The sequence below is a fragment of the Pseudoalteromonas sp. CST2 genome, from assembly GCF_028599385.1.
In the GTDB taxonomy this organism is placed as follows: Bacteria; Pseudomonadota; Gammaproteobacteria; order Enterobacterales; family Alteromonadaceae; genus Pseudoalteromonas; species Pseudoalteromonas atlantica.
Window position 1 is genome coordinate 1 of sequence record NZ_JAQREO010000026.1, and the last position, 23684, is coordinate 23684.

A 23684-nucleotide genomic window follows, 5' to 3' on the forward strand; every position below is an offset into this window, starting at 1 on the left:
GCGGCTTTATGCCGCGAAAAAATTTAATACCAAACGCGAGGTAAGCTCCTGCTACGTGGTTAGTTCATAGTTTTTAGGCGCACATTGCTTTTGTTTAAAAGTGATTATGTCACCACCGAGAAGTGAAGGAGAAGAGCAGGAGAAATTGCTCACCAATCACCGTGTTTTCTCTGTGTAGCGCAAAGCGCCTCTGTGGCTTCTGTGGTTGAATTAATGAGTAGCAGCGGCTTTATGCCGCGAAAAAATTCAATACCAAACGCGAGGTAAGCTCCTGCTACGTGGTTAGTTCATAGTTTTTAGGCGCACATTGCTTTTGTTTAAAAGTGATTATGTCACCACCGAGAAGTGAAGAAGAGCAGAAGAAGCGATTAACCAATCCCCGTGTTTTCTCTGTGCAGCGCGAAGCGCCTCTGTGTCCTCGGTGGTGGTATTTAATTTACAATTAATGAAAAGCTGTACATCAACCCTGAACAAGCTTGGTGCCCACAATGTTAACATTAACACCGGAGCTATACCTTACCTTGTAGACCCTCAGCGTGCTGGCATAATGAGCGATAGCGCGTAAATATTAAACCAATACAATCACTAAGAGGTTTAGAGGCGCTTCACTTTTAGAGAAGCAACTAGCATTTTGCGCGAGCAAGCTTCGCGCCTACCGACAAAGTTAACACCGAGGTAAATTACCTTGTAGACGCGCAGCTTGCTGGCGTTTTAAAAGCAACGCTTTTACCCTAGTGTTAACCCCCTTAATTTGAGGCGGCTAAGTCCGCTTCAGCATCGGCAAGCATTGCAAACTCTTCATCTGCACTTTTAGCGACTAAATGCTTAGCGCTATAGCCAAAGTAATAAGCTGCACCAATCACAAATAGCACTACGGTGTATAAAAATGCACGAGGGTCAAACGCATACACACCCGTTAATGCAATAAGCGATAACACTAGCGCAATACCCGATGTAACCACGCCACCTGGCGTTTTATAAGGACGAGCTAAATTAGGTTGCTTAATACGTAACATAATATGGCTCAGCGCCATTAACGCATACGATACCGTTGCACCTACCACCGCCATGGCTAGCATTAAATCGCCCTCGCCACTCAGTGAGGCAATAAATCCAAAAATAGCGGGGACAATCAACGCTCGCGCGGGCACTTTGCGCTCTGTAGTAATTGATAACGAACGCGGTAAATAGCCTGCACGCGAAAGCGCAAACACTAAGCGACTATAGCCATAAATAATCGAAAAGAACGACGCGACCAAACCAGCTAATCCTAAAATATTTACCACAGTGGCTAAGCTTGTATTGCCCGTGGCGTTAAGCGCATCAACTAAAGGAACTGCACTGGCGCCCATTGCGTTTGCACCACCGGCAGCGGGAACTAATACCACAACAAGTAAAGCGGTAAACAGTAAAAATAACATAGCGCCAATAATGCCTTTAGGTACATCTTTAGCTGGGTTTTTAGCTTCTTCGGCTGCAAGCGGCACGCCTTCTACTGCTAAAAATAACCACATAGCAAAAGGCAATGCAGCCCACACACCATACCAACCAAGTGGTAAAAATTCATTTGCACCTGCGGCATTAGTTACCGCAACATCAAATAAATTAGCCGCGTCAAAATTAGCAATTAACGCCACGGCGGTGGCAATAATAGCCAATACTGCTAAACCACTTATCACCATCATTACTTTTAGCGCTTCACCCACACCCGCTAAGTGAATACCCACAAACGTTAAATAAAACAGTGTATATACCCACGGGCCATTAAAACCTGTTAACGCCTCAACCGCCGAGCCAATAAATATAACAATGGCCGCGGGGGCTAATGCATATTCAATTAATACCGCAAGGCCAGTTAAATAACCCCCAGCTGGGCCCATTGCTTGTCGTGCAAAACTGTAACCGCCACCCGCCGCAGGAATTGCTGCCGACATTTCAGCAAGCGATAACACCAGCGTTAAATACATTATTGCCATTAACACCGCAGCAATGGCAAATCCGCCCCAGCCGGCTTCGGCTATGCCAAAGTTCCAGCCTGCAAAGTCGCCCGAAATTACATACGACACCCCTAGCCCTGCAAGCAATAACCAGCCCGCAGTGCCACTTTTTAACTGCCTTTGTGCAAGATACTCTTTATTGTTATTAGACATATTGACCTCTTTTTATGGTTTTATTCCGCGATTAAAAAATTTGTGGTTTGAACCTGATGCTCTATTACATCGTCTTGTGTTCTGTCTTTTAAGTTAACCCCAGTAAGCCCGCACTTTTTGGCCTCTTGCAGTAAATATACGGCTCTTCGGGCAGCCTCAAAGTAACTAAGCCCAGCAGGGCGAATGTTAGAAATACAATTACGGCAGGCATCATTAAGCCCTGTTTTAGGCTCCCACGTTAAATAAAGGCCAAGGCTGTCAGGGGAACTAAGCCCCGGGCGCTCACCAATTAATACCATTACCACTTGTGCGTTTAACAGCTCGCCAATGTCATCACCAATCGCTACGCGGCCTTGCTCTACTAGGGTAATTGGCGCAATTTTGTAAGGTGAGGGCTCAGTAGGAAGTTGCTTTAAAAGCTCGCTTATAAATGGCGCTGCGTTTTTTTGTACCGCCAACGACGATAGCCCATCAACTACCACAATGGCTAAATCGTATTGCGCCTGTGTTCTGCTTTGCCTACTTTGCATAGTGTTTAAAAGCGTTGTACGCCCTGCTTGGTTTAGCTTTCGGCCTAAATCGGGGCGCTGTAAATAAGTAACACGATCAACAGCCTCACTTTGTACACTTAGCGGTTTTTCAGCCTCGCTAAGCGCATCAATAGCACTAAGAGTTTTTGCCATTTCGCTAATATCTAACGGAAAGTTAACCGCATCGCGCGCCTGAGCATGCGATAGTTGAAACGCTAGCATTTCAGCTGTAGGTAAACTAATGCCTGCGCGGCCAAGACCTATACGGGCATCGGTAAAACGGCGTAAATCGCTCCATGGGTTTTCAACCACTTTGCCATTATCGTGATCGTTGCTGCTTTGCGTGTTTATGCTTTTAACCGCTTTCATTACATCCCTCCTTGTACTGCTTTTAATGGCTTAGCAAAGGCAGTTGGTAAGGTGTTTGATAAAATAGTCTCGGCGGTATTTTCCATAATTTTCATTTTGCTAAGCCACGCTTCAAACTCTGGCGCTGGGCGCGAGCCTAAAACTCGGCGCACATATAAGGCATCATGAAATGAGGTAGTTTGGTAATTAAGCATAATATCGTCCGAGCCTGGAATCCCCATTACAAACGAGCATCCCGCCACGCCTAATAAGGTGAGTAAGTTATCCATATCGTTTTGGTCGGCCTCGGCGTGGTTGGTGTAACACACATCGCACCCCATAGGTATGCCTAAAAGCTTGGCACAAAAGTGATCTTCAAGCCCTGCGCGGGTAATTTCTTTACCATCAAATAAATACTCGGGGCCAATAAAGCCTACAACGGTATTAACTAATAAAGGGTTAAACTTACGCGCTACAGCATAGGCACGCGCCTCACAGGTTTGTTGGTCAAGCCCATGGTGTGCATTAGCCGAAAGCGAGCTGCCTTGCCCGGTTTCAAAATACATTACATTATTGCCAACCGTGCCACGCTTTAAGCTCAACGCAGCATCTTGCGCCTCAGCTAGTGTATTTAAATTAAAACCAAAGCTTGAATTTGTTGCTTCTGTACCGCCTATTGACTGAAACACCAAATCAACCGGAGCGCCTGCTTCTATGCATTCTATGGTGTTAGTCACATGGGTAAGCACACAGCTTTGTGTTGGAATTTCGTATTTTTGAATAACATCATCCATCAGCGTCATTAGCTTAATGGCTTGTGCTACGTTGTCGGTGGCGGGATTAATGCCAATTACCGCATCGCCATTGCCGTATAAAAGGCCATCGAGCATACAGGCAGCTATACCATTTATGTCATCGGTTGGGTGGTTAGGTTGCAAACGGGTCGATAAATGCCCAGGCAAACCTATGGTGTTTCTAAACGCGCTTTTTACGTGGCACTTTTTAGCAACAAGTATGAGATCTTGATTACGCATTATTTTACTTACCGCAGCGGCCATTTCAGGGGTAATGGCTTGCCTAACACTTGCAAGTACCGCAGGCGTTGCAAAATCACTTAATAACCAGTTTCTAAAATCTCCCACGGTTAAGTGCGATATAAGCTTAAAAGCGTTTGCATCGTGCTCATCAATAATAAGGCGTGTAATTTCGTCTTGCTCGTAGGGAATAAGTACATCGTTTAAAAATGTTTTTAGCGGTACTTCGGCCAATGTCATCTGCGCTACAGCGCGCTCTTGTGCCGATTGTGCAATAACTCCCGCTAACCTATCACCCGAGCGCTGCGGCGTAGCTTTAGCCATTAACTGCGCTAAGCTCTTGAATTGATAAGTATGTGTTCCTAAAGTATAACTGTACATATGCCCCATGATTTACTCCGCATAACTAATATTACAAACCTTGGTATAGGTCTTGCCTCATATAAGCTATAAATCAATTTTGAATAGTCACAAGAAGGCTTAATTTGTACCAAGTGGCTATCGAATTTTGGCAAATCACGTTTTATTATTTTATTTCAGTAAGTTAATGCCTTTATTTGGCATTCACTTAAACTAAAAATATGTTTACTTTAAAAGAGCATCACCTATATGGCGCAGCAAGGCAGCAACAACGCACCACAAAAGAGCAAGGTATACACGCACGATATTGACGAGCAAGCCCACAACCTCACTCAATGGCAGCAAAAGTACGACCAAGTAAGCGATGGCCGCTTTTATGGCTGTATAGAAGGCGTAAATTACAACGATATTCATGCTTTTAAAGAATACACCGAGCGTGCGCTGCGCCAGCAATGCAACATAGCCCCTAACTCTATTTGGCTTGGCATACCGAGTCAGTCGCAGCAAAGTAAAATTAATGGCCTTGATGTAGCGAGCAATCAATTTATGTGCCGTACCAGCAGCAGCGACTTTGAGCTAATTACCCCTGAACAATTTGATATTTACGGTTTGGTTATTGATTGGCATTCCATTGAGTACATGGCGCAGTTACAAGGCGTAACAATTAAAAACCTATCATCTGCACAATCTGCTCGTTTAACGGTTAGTGACTCATCGCTGCAAACAGCAAGGCAAATTATTAACAGTATGGTTATAAACAAAGGCTTTGGGCTTAAACCAGAGTCACAGCAAGATATGCTTAGTATGTTAGCACTACACTTATTGCAAGCCGATAACCCGCAGCAAAACATAGCCCCAAGCTACAAACACCGTAAAGCGGTGGTCGATAAAGTAAAAGAGTACGTGGCAGCCAACCCACAAAAAACAATAACCATAACCGAACTTTGCGAGCTTACTTTTGTTAGTAGGCGCACGTTGCAGTACAGTTTCGAAAGCATTTTAGGTATTAACCCGCTTAGGTTTTTACGTTTAACCCGACTTAACAATGTAAGGCGCGAGCTTAAAGTGGTTGGTCTAACTAAACCTATATCTATCATAGCGGCCAATTGGGGGTTTTGGCACGCAGGGCAATTTACTAAAGATTACACGCAGTTATTTGGTGAAAACCCCTCTCAAACCATCGCCAATAATTTAAAAGAAAGTGGCCTAGATTTTTAGATGCTTAGCATCGCGCGTGAGTCAGCTTTTCGCGCCTACCAACAAAATTATCACCGAAGTAAATTACCTTGTAGACGCACAGCTTGCTGGCGTTTAAAAGCTTATACCAAGTTACTTTGGCTACTCATTTACTTCTCTATCCCTTCTCTTTGTGCATTTTTGTATTAAAGCTCAATTAATCACAAAGAGGCTCAGAGGCGCGTCGCTTTTAGAGAAGTAACTAGCATCTTGCGCGAGCAAGTTTCGCGCCTACAGCTTTCACTTCTCATTTACTCCTCTTTCTCTTCTCTTTGTGCATTTTTGTATTAAAGATCAATAAATCATAAAGAGGTATAGAGGCGCTTCGCTTTTAGAGAAGCAACTATCATCTTGCGCGAGCAAGCTTCGCGCCTAGAACTTTCATTTCACGTTGCGGGTTTATCCTTTTAAATTTAAAAAATAAGTTTCGTTAACCCTACTTTAACCCTCTATAGTTTAAGCTAGCTGCATTAATGTAGATTATTCAATTGTACACGCAACTAAGCGCCACTTTTTAAGTTAGGAATAACCACAATGAAACTTACAAAAGATACAACAAGTACGTTAAGCAAAACCACCATAAGCCTGCATTGGATTGTAGCTATTTTAATTATTGGGTTATTAGGCTCAGGCCTATATATGGAAAACTTTAAAGCGTTTTTTCTAATGAGTTGGCACAAGTCATTTGGCGCAATGCTGCTTGCTTTTGCGTTATTAAGAGTAACATGGCGCATTGTAAATGGTTGGCCAAAGCACGATGTTAAACACCCAAATTATGAGCAAGTGTTAGCTAAAATTGTGCATTACGTTCTTATAATAAGCATGTTACTTATGCCTATTTCGGGGCTGATTATGTCGGGCTTTGGTGGGCACGGCGTGGATGTGTTCGGGCTAGAGCTTATACCGCACAACCCCAACCCAGAAAACCCACAAAAAAGCCTCGCTTTTAACCAAGGCTTAGCAGAGATAGGAAAAACAGTTCACGGTATTACAGCAAATGCGCTTCTTATCGCGTTAGGTTTACATATTGTGGGCGCTTTAAAGCACCATATTATTGATAAAGACAACACCCTTACGCGTATGCTTGGCAAAAAGTAGGTAGTTAAAAGTCTTATTTGATCGGTGCTATTTAAGCCGCGATTAAATAAGACTCTCGTCCTACGTGTTTGTTATTGCGCTTAAACGAGCCTTTCCCTTTTTTAGCTTTAACCACTTGAGGTTTAAACACTTTAGAGGTTACTAGCGCCGCCAGCGCATTATGATTAATAACACCTCGGCCGGTGTCTACCGCACTATTATTTGCGGCTTTGGTTTTCGATTTTTTAGCCATTTTATTTCCTAACTATTTATAACAATAAGAACCTTAAAAAGTGGCGATTGTATGCCTAATTTTCAACCTTGCAAGTGTTTTAACGCTCTTTTTCATAATAAATAAACATAAAAAAAGCGCAGTAAATAACTGCGCTTAGTAACCTGAACGCTGGATAATAAATCTATCTCTAGCAGCTATTTTCAGCGCTAACTGCGTTAAATTTACTTGCAATAGGCTAGCTATTGACGCGTAAATTCGCCTTGTTTTCACTGAAAACCTCTGGCTAGAGAAATAAGCTTAAATATCATCATAATAAAATATGTTGGTATATCTCTTAACCAGAGTTCAGGTTAAATAGTTTTAGCTCAAATAATTAAAATTCAAAGCTTACTTTTGCATAATAAGTACGCCCGTCAAAGCCGTAAGGCAATGCACGTACAGGGTATTTAAACGCGCCGTTGGTAATAAAGTTAAGCACTTCGTCATCGCCTAGCTCATCTGGGGTTTCATCAAAAATATTATCAGCCCCTACAGATACGTTAAATATTTCGTTAATTTGGTAACTAACGTTTAAATCCACTAGTACTGCTGATTCAACTGTACTTGTTGGTTTAAACGACCCCGTAGGTGAAAGCTCACCCGGTAGTGAAATATGGTCATTACCAAAGTATTTAACGTCTGTTTCGCCAAAGTAATTAAAGCGAAGCGTTGTTTCATACGCATCACGTTCGTAGTCAAACGTTAAAGTTGCGCGCTCGCCTGGCTGGCCGTCGGTAAAAAAGCTGCGTTGTAAATCATCAAACGCCACCGACTCAGGAATACCTTCTTCTGCGTTCACGTTATCAATTTTAGTGTCGTTTAAGTTACCCGCAAACGTTACTCCAAAATTACCGCCCTCTACATCAGTACGGTAAGAGGCAATAATATCAACACCTTGTGTAGTTGAATCTACAGAGTTTGAAAAGTAATTAGCTTGCACTGCGCCGGTTGCTTGAAGCGCGGCTACGGCTTCATCGCTAAAGGCAACGTCCTCTGCAGAAAGTAAACTACCAAGCGTAATACGGTCTTTAATTTCTACGCGGTAAAAATCAACCGTTAACGAAAGCTCGCTTGTTACATCGTAAACAAAGCCAGCACTGTAGTTAGTTGAGGTTTCAAGCTCTAAAGTATCAACCCCTAACGCACTTGGAAAAGCAGTACCCGTATTTGCAGTGAACGACTGCGTAAGTGTGCCATCTGAGCCTAGGTTAGTTGTAAATGCGGTATAACCACTTTGCTGAAGCGATGGCGCTCTAAAACCAGTAGATACCGCACCACGTACTGCAAAGTCATCGTTAAATTCATAACGTGTTGCTAATTTACCAATTAAGTCATCGCCCGCATCTGAAAAGTCTTCATAGCGCAGCGCACCACTTACGTTCCATGCATCCGTTACCATGGTTTCTACATCTACATAAAACGCATAGCTGTGGCGATCGCTCTTGTTTGTTGCCTCTGGGCGCAAACCGTTATAAGCCTGAAAACCACACTCAGCAAATTGATCAGGATCGTTTGCTGAAGGGTACGAAGCATCGGTATTTGCCAAGCCACATGCATAAGAGGCTTCATCGCCAGGGACTATTTCGTAGTTTTCTTTACGGTATTCTGCACCAATAGTTACATATAAAGGCTCATTGCGGCCAATATCAACAATGCCGTTAAAATCAGCATTAACTGTTGTTTGATCAAATCTAAAACCACCAGAGTAACCGCCGCTTGGGCCTGCATTGGCTGCTATATCGGCATCGCTTGCATCTGGGTTATTAAATACGTACTCCGCCGCATAAGAGGCATTTATAGTATTACGTGAGGTAAAGTCGTATTTGTTTTCGCCATACACTGCCGATACATCGTATCCCCAATCTGGGTTTATATCGCCTCTAAAACCAACCGCTACTGAAATATCTTCAGCTTCGTTATAAATGCGGGGTAAAAAGCCATCGCTGTATACTTGCGTTACATTTTTAGACGCTTCGTTAAAGTTACGGTAAAAACCATTACCCAGCGCGGTACGCTCAGAATAGCCACCAAATGAGTACAATTCGCTGTCGCCCATTGGCAAAGCCATGTTGTAAAACAACGAGGTAAATTCACTTTCTGAGTTACCTTGGCTCCAACGTACATCTTCACTCAGCGTACCTGGCTCAACATTTAACGACCCTCCGGTATCGCGCTCTGCACGGTTAGTGCCATCGGCATCACGATACTCAAACGATAAATTAATAAAGCCGCCTTCGTTACCTAAGTCAAAACCACGATTTAAACCTGCAGAAAGCGTATCGCCGTCGCCTTCACTGGTGCCGCCGTACTGTACGTAACCCGTTGTTACGCCAGTTGAATTATTAAGCGATAAATTAATTACGCCAGCTATCGCGTCAGAGCCATATTTAGCTGCTGCGCCATCGCGTAGTACTTCTACACCTTTAAGCGCAGTTAGCGGAATGGCGTTCATGTCGGTGCCGGCAGCGCCTGCACCTACAGTGCCATTAAGGCCAAAAATAGACTGATTATGACGGCGCTTACCGTTAACCAACACTAACGTTTGATCTGGCTGTAAGCCGCGCAGCGTTGCTGGTCTAAATAAATCTGAGCCATCAGATACTTGCGTACGAGAAAAGTTAAACGACGGGGCAGTAGCTTGCAGACTCTGCCCTAGTTCTGTAAAGCCGCCTTTGTTTAAATCATCAGCGTCTATTAAATCAATAGGTGACGAAGACTCAGTAGAGGTACGGTTAGAAACGCGCGACCCTAATACAGAAATTTGTTCGATATTTTGTGCAGCCTCAACAGGTGCTTCTTGAGCGCTTACAATGCTTGGTGCGCTTACGGCAAACGCAACAGCGGCAGCTAATGTATTTAAACGGTATGTTGACATGGTGACGACCCTGTTTAGTGTGTTCTTTAATATTTGTTATTGCGATGTAACGCATCGCACTGGGGAACATCCTAGCAACATATGCAAATAAAAAGAAATGAAAAAAACTAAATAATAGGTCTAACTATGCAAAAAAATGTAAATACTAAAAAATAACACTTAAACTTGTTCAAAACACATACAATTAAGGCTTTTAATTTCAATCTCAAATTAAATTAACACTTTATTTACAATGGATTTATCACGCTTTCTTGTACTTTTACGGGTAACCAACAACAAATGGTAGTACCTGTTCCTAAAGTACTACTAACTTCTATTTTTCCGCCGTGATCTTGCAAAATAAAGTTAACAACGGTCATTCCTATTCCTAATGAGTGGGCTGTTTTATGTGTAGTAAAAAAAGGCTTAAAAAGGTGCGCTTGGGTATTTTCATCCATTCCACAACCGTTATCTTTCACTTTTATACATACCCCCTCATTTTGCTGCGTTACGCTTAGTTCAATAATGGTGCCTTTTTCTAATTCATGTTCGCACGCTTGTTGAGCATTTAATAACAGCTCAACAAAAATTTGATGAATAGACGACAGCTCCCCCCAAATAAGCGGCACTTGCTCAAAATTGGTTTTTATTTCGCAGTATTTAAGCTGCCCTTGCAACACGCCTAAAGCAGAGCCTGCAACCTCGCTTACATCTAAATATTGCTTGTTATGGGTACTTGTAAATTGGCTAAGGTTTAATAAATTATGCACGGTTTGCTTTATGCGCTTTAAACCATCTAGGCTTTCGCTCAACTGCGAGTAAATTTCGTGTCCATTCCATGCCAGTTCGTATTGTTTTTTTAGATCAACCAACACGTTTTTAAATTGCCCTGAATTTAATTGGCCGGTTAAAAACTGCTCGTTATAGTGAAGAGATTTTGATAAAAGAGGGCTAACATATTGCAAGCTTTCTATATTACTAATTACATACGAAAGCGGGTTATTTATTTCGTGCGCAATACTGCAAGACAAAACACCCACACTTGCCATTTTGTCGGCCTGAACAAACATTTGCTGATACAAAGACAGCTCCGCAACGTTTTTGGTTAGTTCGCCATTTAACACAACTAACAATTGGCTTTTATCGGCAAGCAGTTGCTCTGCGGCTATACGCTTTTGCTGCTCATCTAAAAAGGCTTGTTTGTAGTCGTCGGTTAAAGTGCTCATCCTATTCGCTCCATAAATACGCATCCATGTATAACGTTTAGTTTGCCATACGTAATTATGCAAACTAAGGGCAATTTTTAGGCTATGCTTATTATTTTAAAAGGTAGCACTATGACCAAACCAGCAGACGCTGCACATTCAATCACTGCCGTAGATGTACTTTGTGTTGATGACGACGAAATTGTTCTGCGCTCACTAACCTCCTTATTAAAAAATAATAACTTTAGTTTTATGACCTGCAAAAGCCCAGTGCAAGCGCTTGAGCTTTTAAACAGCCACGAATTTAGCTTAATTATTAGCGACATGAAAATGCCCACCATGAATGGCGCGCAATTTTTAGAGCAAGCCCGTAACAAAGCCCCCGAAACACAACGTATTTTATTAACCGGCTACGCCGAAATAGAAACCACCCTAGCCGCTGTAAACCTAGCGCAAATTAACGGCTACATACAAAAGCCATGGCAAAACGATATGCTTTTGCGCAGCATAAACGACAGCATCGAAAAATTTCGGCTAAAAAAACAAAACAAGCAACTCGAGCAGCAAGTAAAACAGCAAAACAAAGAACTTCTCGAATTAAATAACTCGTTAGAGCAACGAGTAGAAAAGCGTACAAAGCAAATTAAGCAGGTACTTAAACAGCTAGAAGATGCCAACGAGCGCGAAAAACACGAACACAAAGCCACCGTGGAGCTACTTTATAATTTTATAAACGCCAATCCGTACTTAGATGGCAACAAAGCGCAAAAAATTGCCGACACCTGCACCCAAATAGCACTGTACTTAAACCTCTCGCAAAAAAGTATAGATTTAGCCCCCATGGCGGGTTATTTAGCGCAAATAGGTTTGCTTGCTATGGACCCTGAGCTCTATAAAAAGCCAGTGAGCCGGCTAAGCGAGCAACAGCGCAAAGCCTTTTATACACACCCAAGCACAGCACAATTAATGCTTATGCCTGCTATACATTTACATGATGTATCTGATGCAATTTATCATCAATATGAGCGCTTTAACGGTAACGGTTTACCAAAAGGATTAGCAGCAAACGACATCCCTATTGGCGCTATGGTGCTTAGCGTTGCTCGCGATTATTGGAACGCATTTGAACAAAGCCAAAGCCCCACAGACAAAGAGCGCCACAGCGATGCGCTCGAAAGCGTTAAAATGTACAGTGGCACTTTTTACCACCCTAAAATTGTGCGCGCACTCGAGGCAAGCCATAGCAAATTAAATGAGCAACTTAATAATGCGGGCTCTATCATTATATGCAGCGCTCAAGAGCTAAAAGCCAATATGATTTTAGGCCATACGTTACACAGCCACAGCGGTATTATGTTGTTACCTAAAGGCCATGTGTTTGGTAAAAAATCCATCGAAAAACTACAGCAACTAGAAGCCAAAAAACCGACCCCGTTTAGAATAATGGTAAAAAGCGCTAAATGAATGATCTAAACTGTGGCTTTTTTCGTTACAATTACCGTAAATAAGCTAAACTAATTCAAACAGGTACCTGTTAATCTGGGTATAAATTTTAAACTGTTTAATACCAATCCGCTTAATTAAGTAATTTATTTTGAGGGTGGAAAAACGTGTTGATAGCTAGGCAAAAAATTTGCTATTTAGTTGTTCTAAATGAGAGTTGCTTAACGCTGGTAGCAACACGTTTAGCCCCGCAAAATGATTAAGTATTATTGCGAATTGGTATCACATTGCTTTAAGGAGCACAGCGTGTCGCGATTTTCTGCAGTCACTGACAATCCCCACGACGGACGTTTTAATCAAAAAACGGGCATTTTACTTACCAACTTAGGCAGTCCAGACGCGCCCACCCCTGCGGCACTGCGTACCTACTTACGTGAATTTTTATCCGATCCGCGCATTGTAGAAATTCCACGTTTAGTGTGGATGATAATACTGCACGGTATAATTTTGCGTATTCGCCCTAAGCGCTCAGCAAAACTATACGAAAGCATTTGGACCGAAAACGGCTCGCCGCTAACACATATTACCCGCCTGCAACGCGACAAACTAAACGCGCTACTCCAAGAGCAAGGTTACACCAATACCGAAGTTGTTATGGCCATGCGTTACGGTAACCCTTCAATAGAGGCGGGCCTAGAAGAGCTGCGCGATAAAGGCCTAACGCGCATAATTGTACTACCGCTTTACCCGCAATATTCAAGCCCTACCACCGGCTCAACATTTGATGCCGTATCAAGAGTATTGCAAAAATGGCGCTGGGTGCCAGAGCTACACTTTGTAAATGGTTATCACAAAAACACCGCTTACATTGATTCATTAGCTAGCAGCATTAGTGAAGATTTAGAAAAAAACGGCATGCCACAAAAATTAGTTTTTTCATACCACGGTATGCCAAAGCTATTTTTAGATAGAGGCGACCCATACCACTGCCTATGTTTGCAAACCACGCGTTTAGTGGTTGAAAAACTAGGCCTTGATAAAGATAAAGTAATTAGCACTTTTCAAAGCCGCTTTGGTAAAGCCGAATGGTTAAAGCCATACACCGACGCCACGCTTGCATCGTTACCTGATGAAAACATTACCGACGTAGCAATTTTAAGCCCTGCTTTTAGCGCCGATTGCTTAGAGACACTCGAAGAGCTTGAAGAAGAAAACCGCGAAATTTTTGAAAATGCAGGCGGCGAAAAGTACCGTTACATAGCCGCTTTAAACGACAGAGACGATCACATTAACGCTTTATATGATGTGCTAAAACCAATGCTTTAAACACATCTTTATTGCCTTAACGTAAAAAAGCGGTTTTAAATTTAACACCGCTTTTTTAATTGTAAGGTAAGCATTTATTAAATGTCATAGCCACTATTTTGCGCGAGCAAGCTTCGCGCCTACCAACAAAATTAACACCGAGGTAAATTACCCTGTAGACGCGCAGCTTGCTGGCGTTTTAAAAGCAACGCTTTTACCTGTTTTAACCTATTCATAGGCACTTTTATTTAACTTTTACGGGTGATCATCAACGTACAAACGCCGGCAATTATTCCCCAAAACGCAGAGCCCACCGAGAGCATGGTTAAATCAGACGCGGTTACCAAAAATGTAACTATTGCGGCCTCTGTATATTGGGCTGAGCTTAAAGCTTGCTGCAAGCTATTAGCAATGGTGCCAAACAACGCAATACCCGCTAAGGCTAAAATTAATGCCTGCGGTAAACTTGCCACTAAACCAACAAGCGTTGCCGCGCAAAGTGCCATAACAATATAAAATACGCCTGCGGCAATACTTGCCCAATAGCGTTTATCGGGGCTTTTATCGGCCTCATCACTCATACAAATAGCAGCGGTAATAGCGGCTAAATTAATAGAGTACGTACCAAACGGGGCTGTTAAAATATTAATAAAACCAGTTACATTAAGCGTAGCCGAGATAGGCGCTTTATAATTATGAGCCTTTAGTACAGCAATACCCGGTAAGTTTTGTGAGGTCATGGTTACTATATAAAGTGGTAAGCCAATACTTATACACGCTTGCAAGTTAAACACCGGTGCTATGTATGCAAACTCACTTATTTTCCAATGAATAGCGCCTGTATCAATATGCCCCATTTGCCACGCCAGTAGCACGCCTGCAACTAAAACGCTAAGCATGGCAAAACGCGCAAAAAATCGTTTTCCTAAAAAATACATAAGCACCATTAGGCCTATAACCAGTGGTAGCTCATTCATAAAATTAAATACATCTATACCAAAGGTGACCAATACGCCTGCCAGCATGGCACAGGCAAGTTCGCTCGGTATACGGTTCATTATTTTTTCAAACCAACCGGTAACCCCCGACACAAAAACCAATGTAGCGGCAAACATAAATGCACCAATGGCTTCGCCTAAATGGTAGCCCTGCGCGCTGGAAATAAGTAAAGCCGCCCCGGTGGTAGACCATGCAATTAAAACGGGAACTTTATAATAATACGACAACCCAATAGTGGTTATGCCCATTACCAGCCCTAGCATTAAAAGCCAGCTTGCGACTAAATCGGGCGTGCCGCCAAGGGTTATAACAACTTGATAAATAAGCGCAATAGAACTTGAAAAACCAATAATAACAGCCACCAACCCTGCGGTTGCTCGATTAAGCAGCTGATCGGAAAACGTCATAAAATCCCTCTTAATTTTAGATTTTTAAGCCCACAACATACGTTGCCTATTTACGCTTTGCAATTAGCGTTTACGCTATTAAGCGTGAAAAATATTCATTATTTTAAAATTTTTTTTACCTATAAAGATCACACCTTTCATTGCCAAATTAAAAACAAAAACAATTATTCGCTTACGCTTACACCCCGCTAAAACTCTATAAAAACCCATCCTTTTTAGCTCAACAAACCAAACCCATTATAGGTAAATTGTTTATTTACAATCATTTACAATGCAAATAATTAGCACTTTTATACTATCACCATCAACTTGATCTAATTCTCTAGATGATATAAAACGTAACAATTAGTTAACTAAAAACCCCGTAAGAGAAACAAATGAAACGCGCTATTTTAATAATTGTTGCCCTTGGTCTATCTGCATTTGCTATTTATCAGCTGCTATTTAATACCGAAAAACCTCAGCAGGTAACGGCGCCTGTTGCAGTGGATATAGTGCCCGTTGACTCTCAATTTGCAGCAAATAAAAAAGCACCACAGCCCATTGATATGAGTAAAGATCCCGTTAACGTAAAACCTAAAACCATTGAGGCACCAGCGAAAAGCAACCAGTTTGAGGCTATAAACAAGGTATCTGCAAAAGCTAAAGAGGTACTTACCAACGCCAACGTACTACCAAGCGATTTAAACAACGAAGCCTACATAGAGTTCGACCTAAATACGTTACACGCCCTTGAAGCTGGCGACTCGTTTGATATTTCAATCCCGCAAACCGTTGAAACCTACAGCGCCGAAATCACCTCGTTATCGGAGGCGAGTAATGGCGATAAAAGCATATTTGGCCAAGTTATTGGTGCCAATGGGCAACTGCACACCACGGTTATGACCGTAGGAAACGATGCAATTTATGGGCAATTTACAGCACCTAGCGGCAATTACGTTTTTGAAAGTAGAGGTAAATATGGCTGGATTGCAGCAAAACGCGATTTATACCAAAACCACATAGAGCATCACGTAGATGCGCCCACACCAAAAACAGATAAAACTATAGATATGTTTGCCCCAAAAAAAACTGAACAACCCAACACGCAGTAACCCAACTAAATCAATCAGCAGTAAAACTTCCAACCACTACATAAGTAAGGAAATATAAAAATGAAAAAACTAATCACTACGGCAGCCATTGCCAGCGCGCTATTTGCAACCAGTGCAGCACAGGCAGTAACGATTGATATTGGTATTTTATATACCGACCAATCTGCCGCAGCTACGAGCAATATAAACACTAAAATAAACCAGCTGATCGCCTTTAGTAACCAGGTTTATAGCCAAAATGGGGTAGACATTACACTGCGTTTAGCGGGCACAGAAAACCTAGGCGATTACGCAATTACACCGTCTGAAGATTGGTTAGATGCAGTAACTAACAGCAGCTACGTAGATGGTTTACGCACTAGCTGGAAAGCCGACATGGTTGCAGTACTTGGTACCGGCCAAAGTGCGGGTAATGGTTTAATCTCGTGTGGTTTAGCTTGGGTTGGCCAAGGCACTAACGGTAATTTATACAGCTCAATGAGCGACCGTATGTACTCTATTACAGCTATTGATTGTGGCGCCACTACGTTTGTACACGAACTTGGTCATAACCAAGGCCTAGCGCACTCACGTAAACAAGGCGATACATCGGGCGGTGTGTATGTTGATGGTATGGGCCACGGCGTACAAAACGAATTTGCCAGCATTATGGCCTACCCGCACGTTTACGGTAGCGCAACGCAGTACGATTACTTCTCTAACCCTAATTGGAGCGTAAATGGCTTAGCTTTTGGTGTAACTAACCAAGCGTATGCTATTCGTACGGTTACCGACACTAAAACAAGCATTGCTAACTTTAAGTAAGTGATTTAAAGCAGGCTGCATATAGCCCACTTATAATTATTTCCCTTTAGAGCGCATTTGCGCTCTTTTTTATTTAGCTTAAGGTTTGTTGATCTTTCAAGGCTAAGTCACTAAAAGCCTAAAAGTGGGCAGCTAATTAATGCACTACTATTTTTTGTTTTATAGCAGGCATTAACGTTTTACCGTCACCATCTACTTTACTTAAAAGCTTAAGCCCCATTACTTTGGCAAGTACCGGGTAAATATCAAGATTATTTACCTTTTCAAGGCTTAGCCCTTGTTTAAAAGCAGGCCCTACAGCAATTAACGTAGCCGCCATATCATCGGTATAGGCATAGCCATGAGTACCTAAGTACATTGCTTTGCCTTCGTTAGTAAATACCGCAGGCGCATTAGTTTGCACAACAATATCACCCACCCGAGTGCCTTTATTGTAGTGATATGCTGCTAATTGCTCGTCGTTTAATACCGTATAACGCCCGTTTGCGGCTTGTTGCAAACGTTGTTTGTAAGTTGCAATTTGCTCGCTTGTTACAGCAGGCTTTGCATAAATAAGTAAACGCGGGCCGGTATTTTTAACTATAAAATTATCGTTTTTAGGCAATGTAGAAACATCAATACTTTGCTCTGGGTTTACATGCGCCATACCGTGATCGGATACAATAACAAGGTTAATCTCTTGCTCTAGCTTGCTTAAACGGGTTTGTAATTGGCCCATTAGTTCATCTAATTGTTTTACCGCATCGCGAGTTTGCGGTGCGTCTGGGCCAAACTCGTGGCCCATGCTATCAACAAGCGAAAAATAACTTGCCACAAAACGTGGGCGCTGCGCTTTAGGTAAGCTTAGCCACTGTATTATTTGATCTACACGGCCTTGGTACTCACTGTATTTAGAATAATGAAAGTAATAGTCGGGCGTCATACCATTAAAGCGCGCATCCGACTCCGGCCAAAAATAAGTAGCCGACTTTAGCCCCTGCATTTTTGCTAAATTCCAAAGTGGAATACCATTTACCCACGTGCTATCGCGCATACCTTTACCCATGCTGTAGCACTCGTTTTTACGGGCTTTATCACAAAAGTTATTATCTACAATGCCATGATTTACCGGCAGCAACCCTGTAATAATAGAAATATGATTAGGAAACGTTTTTGTTGGGTAAACAGGCATTAGCTTTTGCGCGCGTACACCTTTAGCAGCCATTGCTTTTAAATTAGGCGCGCCGTGTTTTTCTATATAATCCCAACGCATGCCATCTATTGATATAAGTACAACGGTTTGCTCTTTTGCCGCATATGCCGCTTGGCTGGTTAACACTAAAAGAGCCAACATCATGGCCTTTAAAAATACATACTTCATTACAAATACTCGCCTACATTAAAATGCGTTAAATACTGAAAAATATAGCTTTATAATACAATTGCCAGGCCTTAAATGATACAAGCACCTGTACCTAACTCGTCTAGATGTATATATTAACAAGTAAGTATTTAAAACGAATGACAACGCGCATTTACTTTGCCAGTCGTCACCACTAAGCAAGGACTCCGATGACTATCGACTTTAGTAAAAAAATAACCCCAGCGCGCATGTATCGCACGACTGCAAATTTACAAATGGCGATGGAAAGCGATCGCGGTCGTATAATTAACAGTGCAGCTATTCGTAGGTTGCAGCAAAAAACCCAGGTTTTTCCGCTAGAGCGAAACGCAGCGGTGCGCTCGCGCTTAACTCACTCACTAGAAGTACAGCAGGTTGGCCGTTTTATAGTACAGCGTATTTTTGCAAATTTAAGCTTTGAGCAACAAACCGAATTTGGCTTAAAAGGGCTAGAGCGCCCACTAGAAAGCCTAGTAGAAATGGCCTGCCTAATGCACGATATAGGCAACCCACCCTTTGGACATTTTGGCGAAGCTGCCATAAACCACTGGTTTAATAATAATTTAGCAAGTGTTACACCAGCGCGCTGCCAAGAGCAAAATACCGGTATAGGGGTTATTTTTAAGCACCTAGCGCACGATATTTGTAATTTTGAAGGCAACGCCCAAGGCATACGCATAATACATTCGCTACTGGGGTTAAACTTAACTTATTGCCAAAGCGCGGGCATTTTAAAGTACACCCGCCCCGCGGGGTTAAACCCAAAAGATATCCCGCAAAATAAAAACTACTTAATGAAAAAAGTAGGTTACTACTACAGCGAAAAAACCTTTGTAGAGGCACTGCAAAACGAGCTGGTTATAGAGCCATACTGCCGCCATCCGGCAAGTTACATTATGGAAGCCGCCGACGATATTTCGTATTGCTTAGCCGACATAGAAGACGCCGTAGAAAAAGACATAATAACCACCGAGCTACTTTGTCAGCAGCTAAAAAGTGAATATAAAAAAGCCCTTATAAACCTAACCATTGACGACACCGAACACCTAAATTTTGTAGATAAAGCGGTAGATTACGCACTAGAGCGCGCCAACGCGCAGCCTTACAACTTTAATAGCGAATTTTTTATTTACCTACGCGTGGCCTTGCTTCACCCGCTTGTAAACCACGCCGCCAAGCGTTTTATAGAGCACATTGAGCCTATTTACCACGGCGACTTTAACCAAGCACTATTAGAAGATAACAGCCACTTACATGCCGTTACTAAAACCCTTAAACAGGTGGCGCTTAAGCATGTGTTTTCTCACAAAGAGGTAGAAAAACTCGAACTACAAGGCTATCGCATCATTAACGGCCTGCTCGATTGTTATAAACCACTGCTACAACTTAACAGCGACGATTTTAAACGTGCATTAAATGGCGACTCACGATTATTAATCGAATCGCGTTTGGTTAAAAAGCTCTCTAAAAAGCACTTAAATAGTTATCAGCACGCCATAGATGCCATGCAAGAAGAGCCCGACCACTTTGCCGCTTACGAGTTTTACTATCGCTGTAGGCTAATTCAAGATTACATAAGTGGCATGACCGACCAATTTGCCTATGACGAGTACCGCAGCCTAATGGTGATTGACTAACGAGGGCGTGCTGTTGGATGGTTTTTACAAACCTAACGCCGCGATTTAACCCCCTTAGATTGAACAAATTTTCAATCCACAAAGGCCAACACGCCCTTAGTGCCTAGATATATTTTAATTTTGCGCTTAAAATCAGACTATTGATACTTAAGCGCCGTGTTTTATGATTATTAGACTCTCTCAACTTATTTTTTGCTTTGCTTTATTTTACAGCAGCCAAAGTGCTGCCTATAACGAAGCCATGTGTATTTTAATTAAGCAAGAAATGCAGCAGTACAGTAATAATAAAGCCAGTGCCAAATACCGCAGCGCCGCACGCGATTTTAAAAGAAACTGTAATAAACCCAAGCAAGTACAAACAAAACCAAAACCTGTAGAGCCGCCAGTTGTTGAACAAGAGCCACAACCACTTGCCCTTACCCCCGAGCAAGAACAACAACTGCTTGAGCAAATAACTGCGGCCGAAAAAGCTATAAAACAAAGCGCAAGTAAAGCAACTACAAGCTCTCAGCCTACAAATCAAATAAGCCAGCAAAGCTCAGAAACTAACGAGCCAGAGACTGCGCCAATTAATACAGTAAAGGATGCGCCAAGCACACCTAAGGGTGAACTTGAGTCTAATAACAGCGAGTTAATACCTACAACTAGCCAAGCGCAGCCGGTGACCACTGAAACCGCCCCAAAAGCAGCGCCTAAAATAGAGCCTAAAAAAGAGCAGCCAACAGTTAATACAACGCCCAAACCCGCACCTGTACTTATACCTGCGCCAGTTGCAGAGCCACCAAGTTCATTATTGTTACCAAGTTTGCTACTGCTTATTGTGGTATTAATTGGCGCCATGGTGGTTATACGTTTACGCCGTGCTAAACAAAATAAGCCCGAGCCGCCTGTTGCTCCAACGGCTACAGCCCCAAAAAATAACAACAAAAGCGCAGCGCAAGCAGCACCACCCAAAACGGCTCCAGCCCCAAGTGATGAGCTTTCAAAACCAGTTGTGCCCACGGTTTCGGCCCCGAGCGAGCCAGAGCCTGCAAGCTCTAATGCACCAATAAACGAGGCAATTAACGAGCCATTGCCTGCCAATACGCAAGCCACAGAGGCTGAGCCAGAACAAGCTAAACCAGAAGAAGATGCACCGGCACCTGAACCTAAAAAAGTAGCGCCAGAGCCAAGCACCGCAGAGTTTGAAGCTGCCGCAAAAAATACATTAGCGCGTATTCAAAATGCAAAAGGCTTTGCAGAGCCCGAGGTAAGAGAGTTTAACCCAGACGCTCCTTCGGTTAAGCGCACGCGTAAACACAAAGCCGCCGCGGTAGAACAGCCAAAAGCAGAGCCCGTTGAAGAAGTAAAACCACAAGAGTCTACTCTTGTAAACGAACCGGCTGCGCCTAGTAACCCTATCAATGAGCCCAATACCAGCGCGCAGCTGCATACAGCCGATAAAAACAGCGAGCTTGATCAAACCACGCTAAATAGCGAACACGACTTTAAAGAGCCCGAAATTCGTACCTACAATCCAGATGCGCCTTTAAAACCAAGTAAAGAACCTGCACAAGCTACAGTTTCAGCAAAACCAAATAACGAACCCACGTTAGATGCGCCAATATCAACAGCTCACGAACCACAGCCAGCGCAACCAGAGGCCGATAGTACGCCCAAGCAAAGTGATTCTAGCAACCCATTTGCAAACCTTTCGCTAGATGAAAGCTGGGACCCAAACTCAGATAAAAAGCCCGTGATTGAGGAAAAAAAGAAAGCGCCTAAATCACAAGCCTTAATAGAGGCAGAAGAACGCGCTAAAAACATGCAAACAAAAGAATAGCCGAGCAAATAAGCTTGATATTATTGCTCTAAACAAACAATTTTTAACGCAGCAAATACGCTATTTAAAGATAAAGCTGCCATTACTCAATTTCCAGCACAAAAAGCGGCCACAAGGCCGCTTTGTTGTTTAAAAATATAGAGTTGTATTAATGCGCTTAATTAAGAGAGCTATTTTAAGTATGGATTTAAGACTGAGAAAACGTTTTATTGCTACAAAAAATGCCTTGTTTAGTTGTTATAACTAACTAGTTGTACACTGCTGCACTTTTAGCATCTTTGTATTTGTAACACAGCTAGCGCCAAGTTTGGCGGCTTAAAGTAATTAACTATTATTACGCTTAGTATTATTCGAGGGGCATGTTTTTAATATTTAAATCGTATTGTAAAATACCATCGTTATTAACCGCTACACCCGCTAATTGCACAGAGTGATTAGCAAACTCTTCAGACGCCGATAAATGCGCTAACACGCCGGCTATGTCTTCGTGTTTAGGTTGGCCGTCGGTTGCCACAATGCCTGCATTACAATCGTTTTGCTTACACTCAAAGCTGTACAAAAATAGCGACTTTTCAGCAAAGCTGCTTTGCACTTTATCTAAAAACACTTGCTCTGACTGTGCTAATCCAAGCGTACTTTGAATTTGAGCAGCGCTTTCTAGCTCAGAGTATTCACCTACCTCTTGGGGAGTAATCACTATTTGCTCGGTAAGTGCAGTACCTTCTTTATTAGTTACATCCTGGCTACTTTGCATTGCTTGTATATCTACCACCAGAGGTTGAGCAGGCTGCACAGCCGTGGTGTTAGTTATTGAGTTGGGTAGATTATTTTGAGCCAAGGCGGTCAAATCGTTTTTAAACACGTACAAAGTTGCAGCAGTGATAGCGCATGCAATGAGTAATTTGTTCATAATACTTCCCTCCTTCAACCAATTTACGCAATACAATTAAGTGAAATGCTTTTTAAGTGTAGCCAATGTTAATATTATGTTTTGTTTGGGTGTGTACTGTCAATCTTTAATACTAGGCAGTGCAAATTAAAAGAACAATTTTATCAATGTTAATATTTAATGAACCACTGGTAAGCTCAGCGCGCCACATTATAATGCTGGCAATAGCTACACGCTCATTTTGCAACCAAGCAGCACGTTATTTATTTGTAACAAACTGTAAAAAGCAACTCTTTTATGACCACACCTCAACCAAAAAGTTTGCGTTTATTGTTACTAAAACTTAAATAAAATTACCTAAAGTAAATAACTGCATAATCAAAACCACACACAGCAGTTTTAATTTGCTAAAAGATGCAAAGATTACATAAAGAAAGGCACTAACATGTAGGCGCGAAACTTGCTCGCACAAAATGACAGGAGCGTACCTCGCGTTTGGTATGAAATTTTTCGCGGCATATAAAGCCGCTGCTACTAGTTAATTGCACCACAAAGGGCACAGAGGCGCTTCGCGCCTACACGAAGAAAACACAGGAATAAGTAAGTCACTTCTCCTGCTCTTCTCGGTGGTGACATAATCACTTTTGAACAGAACCAATGCGCGTCTACCACTAAATTAAAATACTGTTTTGTAGAGCGAATTCTTACTTAACCTCAGATCTGCATAAGAATTAAAGTCGAGTCACTTTTATACTCGGCTTTTTAGTCTGAAAAGTATAGGCAATTAATCCAGCCATTAAATTAACCATAAATGAGATGCAGCTGCGGTGCCTTG

17 protein-coding genes and 1 pseudogene are annotated in these 23684 nt (G+C 42.3%); 8 read left to right on the top strand and 10 right to left on the bottom strand.

The window, feature by feature from the left end; all coding sequences use genetic code 11:
- Window positions 1-746: 746 nt before the first annotated feature.
- Genes eat through PSH41_RS19745 form a run of 3 tightly spaced genes read right to left on the bottom strand, consistent with a single transcriptional unit; the run spans window position 747 to window position 4452 of the window.
- Complete coding sequence (eat, locus tag PSH41_RS19735) at window positions 747-2150, bottom strand: ethanolamine permease (protein ID WP_273590039.1); 1404 nt, start codon at window positions 2148-2150, stop codon at window positions 747-749.
- Between the two features lie 20 nt (window positions 2151-2170).
- The gene (gene eutC, locus PSH41_RS19740) at window positions 2171-3049 is read right to left on the bottom strand and encodes an ethanolamine ammonia-lyase subunit EutC (RefSeq protein WP_273590038.1); all 879 of its coding nucleotides are present in this window, start codon (window positions 3047-3049) and stop codon (window positions 2171-2173) included.
- Window positions 3049-4452, bottom strand: coding sequence for an ethanolamine ammonia-lyase subunit EutB (locus tag PSH41_RS19745; RefSeq protein ID WP_029773109.1), 1404 nt, complete (start codon window positions 4450-4452; stop codon window positions 3049-3051). Before PSH41_RS19745 ends, eutC begins: the two co-directional genes overlap by 1 nt.
- 219 nt (window positions 4453-4671) lie before the next feature.
- Here PSH41_RS19745 and PSH41_RS19750 point away from each other — a divergent pair, with 219 nt between their 5' ends.
- A complete protein-coding gene (locus PSH41_RS19750; protein ID WP_273590037.1) occupies window positions 4672-5640 on the top strand; it encodes a helix-turn-helix domain-containing protein in 969 nt (322 codons plus the stop codon).
- Between the two features lie 552 nt (window positions 5641-6192).
- A complete protein-coding gene (locus tag PSH41_RS19755; RefSeq protein ID WP_055255813.1) occupies window positions 6193-6756 on the top strand; it encodes a cytochrome b in 564 nt (187 codons plus the stop codon).
- A gap of 31 nt (window positions 6757-6787) precedes the next feature.
- Here PSH41_RS19755 and arfA read toward each other — a convergent pair whose 3' ends face one another.
- The 3 genes from arfA to PSH41_RS19770 form a co-directional block, all read right to left on the bottom strand.
- Window positions 6788-6988 carry an alternative ribosome rescue factor ArfA gene (gene arfA, locus PSH41_RS19760; protein ID WP_024032961.1) on the bottom strand — a complete coding sequence of 67 codons (201 nt, stop codon included), beginning with the start codon at window positions 6986-6988 and terminating at the stop codon, window positions 6788-6790.
- A gap of 355 nt (window positions 6989-7343) precedes the next feature.
- Complete coding sequence (locus PSH41_RS19765) at window positions 7344-9884, bottom strand: TonB-dependent receptor plug domain-containing protein (protein ID WP_273590036.1); 2541 nt, start codon at window positions 9882-9884, stop codon at window positions 7344-7346.
- Between the two features lie 227 nt (window positions 9885-10111).
- Complete coding sequence (locus tag PSH41_RS19770; RefSeq protein WP_273590035.1) at window positions 10112-11089, bottom strand: sensor histidine kinase; 978 nt, start codon at window positions 11087-11089, stop codon at window positions 10112-10114.
- 111 nt (window positions 11090-11200) lie between these two features.
- Between PSH41_RS19770 and PSH41_RS19775 the strand changes: the two genes are divergently transcribed.
- Together PSH41_RS19775 and hemH are read left to right on the top strand one after the other, a co-directional pair.
- Entirely contained in the window at window positions 11201-12532 is a 1332-nt protein-coding gene (locus PSH41_RS19775; RefSeq protein WP_055255832.1) for an HD domain-containing phosphohydrolase, read from the top strand.
- Between the two features lie 285 nt (window positions 12533-12817).
- The gene (gene hemH, locus PSH41_RS19780) at window positions 12818-13837 is read left to right on the top strand and encodes a ferrochelatase (protein ID WP_004589664.1); all 1020 of its coding nucleotides are present in this window, start codon (window positions 12818-12820) and stop codon (window positions 13835-13837) included.
- Between the two features lie 227 nt (window positions 13838-14064).
- Here the strand turns inward: hemH and PSH41_RS19785 are convergent, their stop codons facing one another.
- Entirely contained in the window at window positions 14065-15222 is a 1158-nt protein-coding gene (locus PSH41_RS19785) for a benzoate/H(+) symporter BenE family transporter (protein WP_004589605.1), read from the bottom strand.
- A gap of 377 nt (window positions 15223-15599) precedes the next feature.
- Here PSH41_RS19785 and PSH41_RS19790 point away from each other — a divergent pair, with 377 nt between their 5' ends.
- Window positions 15600-16316 carry a hypothetical protein gene (locus PSH41_RS19790; protein WP_273590034.1) on the top strand — a complete coding sequence of 239 codons (717 nt, stop codon included), beginning with the start codon at window positions 15600-15602 and terminating at the stop codon, window positions 16314-16316.
- Between the two features lie 60 nt (window positions 16317-16376).
- Window positions 16377-17120: a zinc-dependent metalloprotease family protein gene (locus PSH41_RS19795; protein WP_004589607.1), complete on the top strand. Its 744-nt coding sequence runs from the start codon at window positions 16377-16379 to the stop codon at window positions 17118-17120.
- Between the two features lie 136 nt (window positions 17121-17256).
- On the opposite strand, the gene PSH41_RS19800 is transcribed toward PSH41_RS19795, so the two are convergent.
- Window positions 17257-18480 carry an alkaline phosphatase family protein gene (locus tag PSH41_RS19800; protein ID WP_273590033.1) on the bottom strand — a complete coding sequence of 408 codons (1224 nt, stop codon included), beginning with the start codon at window positions 18478-18480 and terminating at the stop codon, window positions 17257-17259.
- Between the two features lie 191 nt (window positions 18481-18671).
- On the opposite strand from PSH41_RS19800, the gene dgt reads away from it, so the two are divergent.
- Complete coding sequence (dgt, locus tag PSH41_RS19805; protein ID WP_096042675.1) at window positions 18672-20138, top strand: dGTPase; 1467 nt, start codon at window positions 18672-18674, stop codon at window positions 20136-20138.
- A gap of 163 nt (window positions 20139-20301) precedes the next feature.
- Window positions 20302-21960, top strand: coding sequence for a cell surface protein (locus PSH41_RS19810; protein WP_273590032.1), 1659 nt, complete (start codon window positions 20302-20304; stop codon window positions 21958-21960).
- 346 nt (window positions 21961-22306) lie between these two features.
- Here PSH41_RS19810 and PSH41_RS19815 read toward each other — a convergent pair whose 3' ends face one another.
- Both PSH41_RS19815 and PSH41_RS20160 read right to left on the bottom strand, forming a co-directional pair.
- Window positions 22307-22870 (bottom strand): hypothetical protein, encoded by a 564-nt coding sequence (locus PSH41_RS19815; protein WP_273590031.1) that lies wholly within the window; start codon window positions 22868-22870, stop codon window positions 22307-22309.
- Between the two features lie 710 nt (window positions 22871-23580).
- Window positions 23581-23684 (bottom strand): annotated as a pseudogene (locus PSH41_RS20160) (IS982 family transposase); the annotation flags it as partial.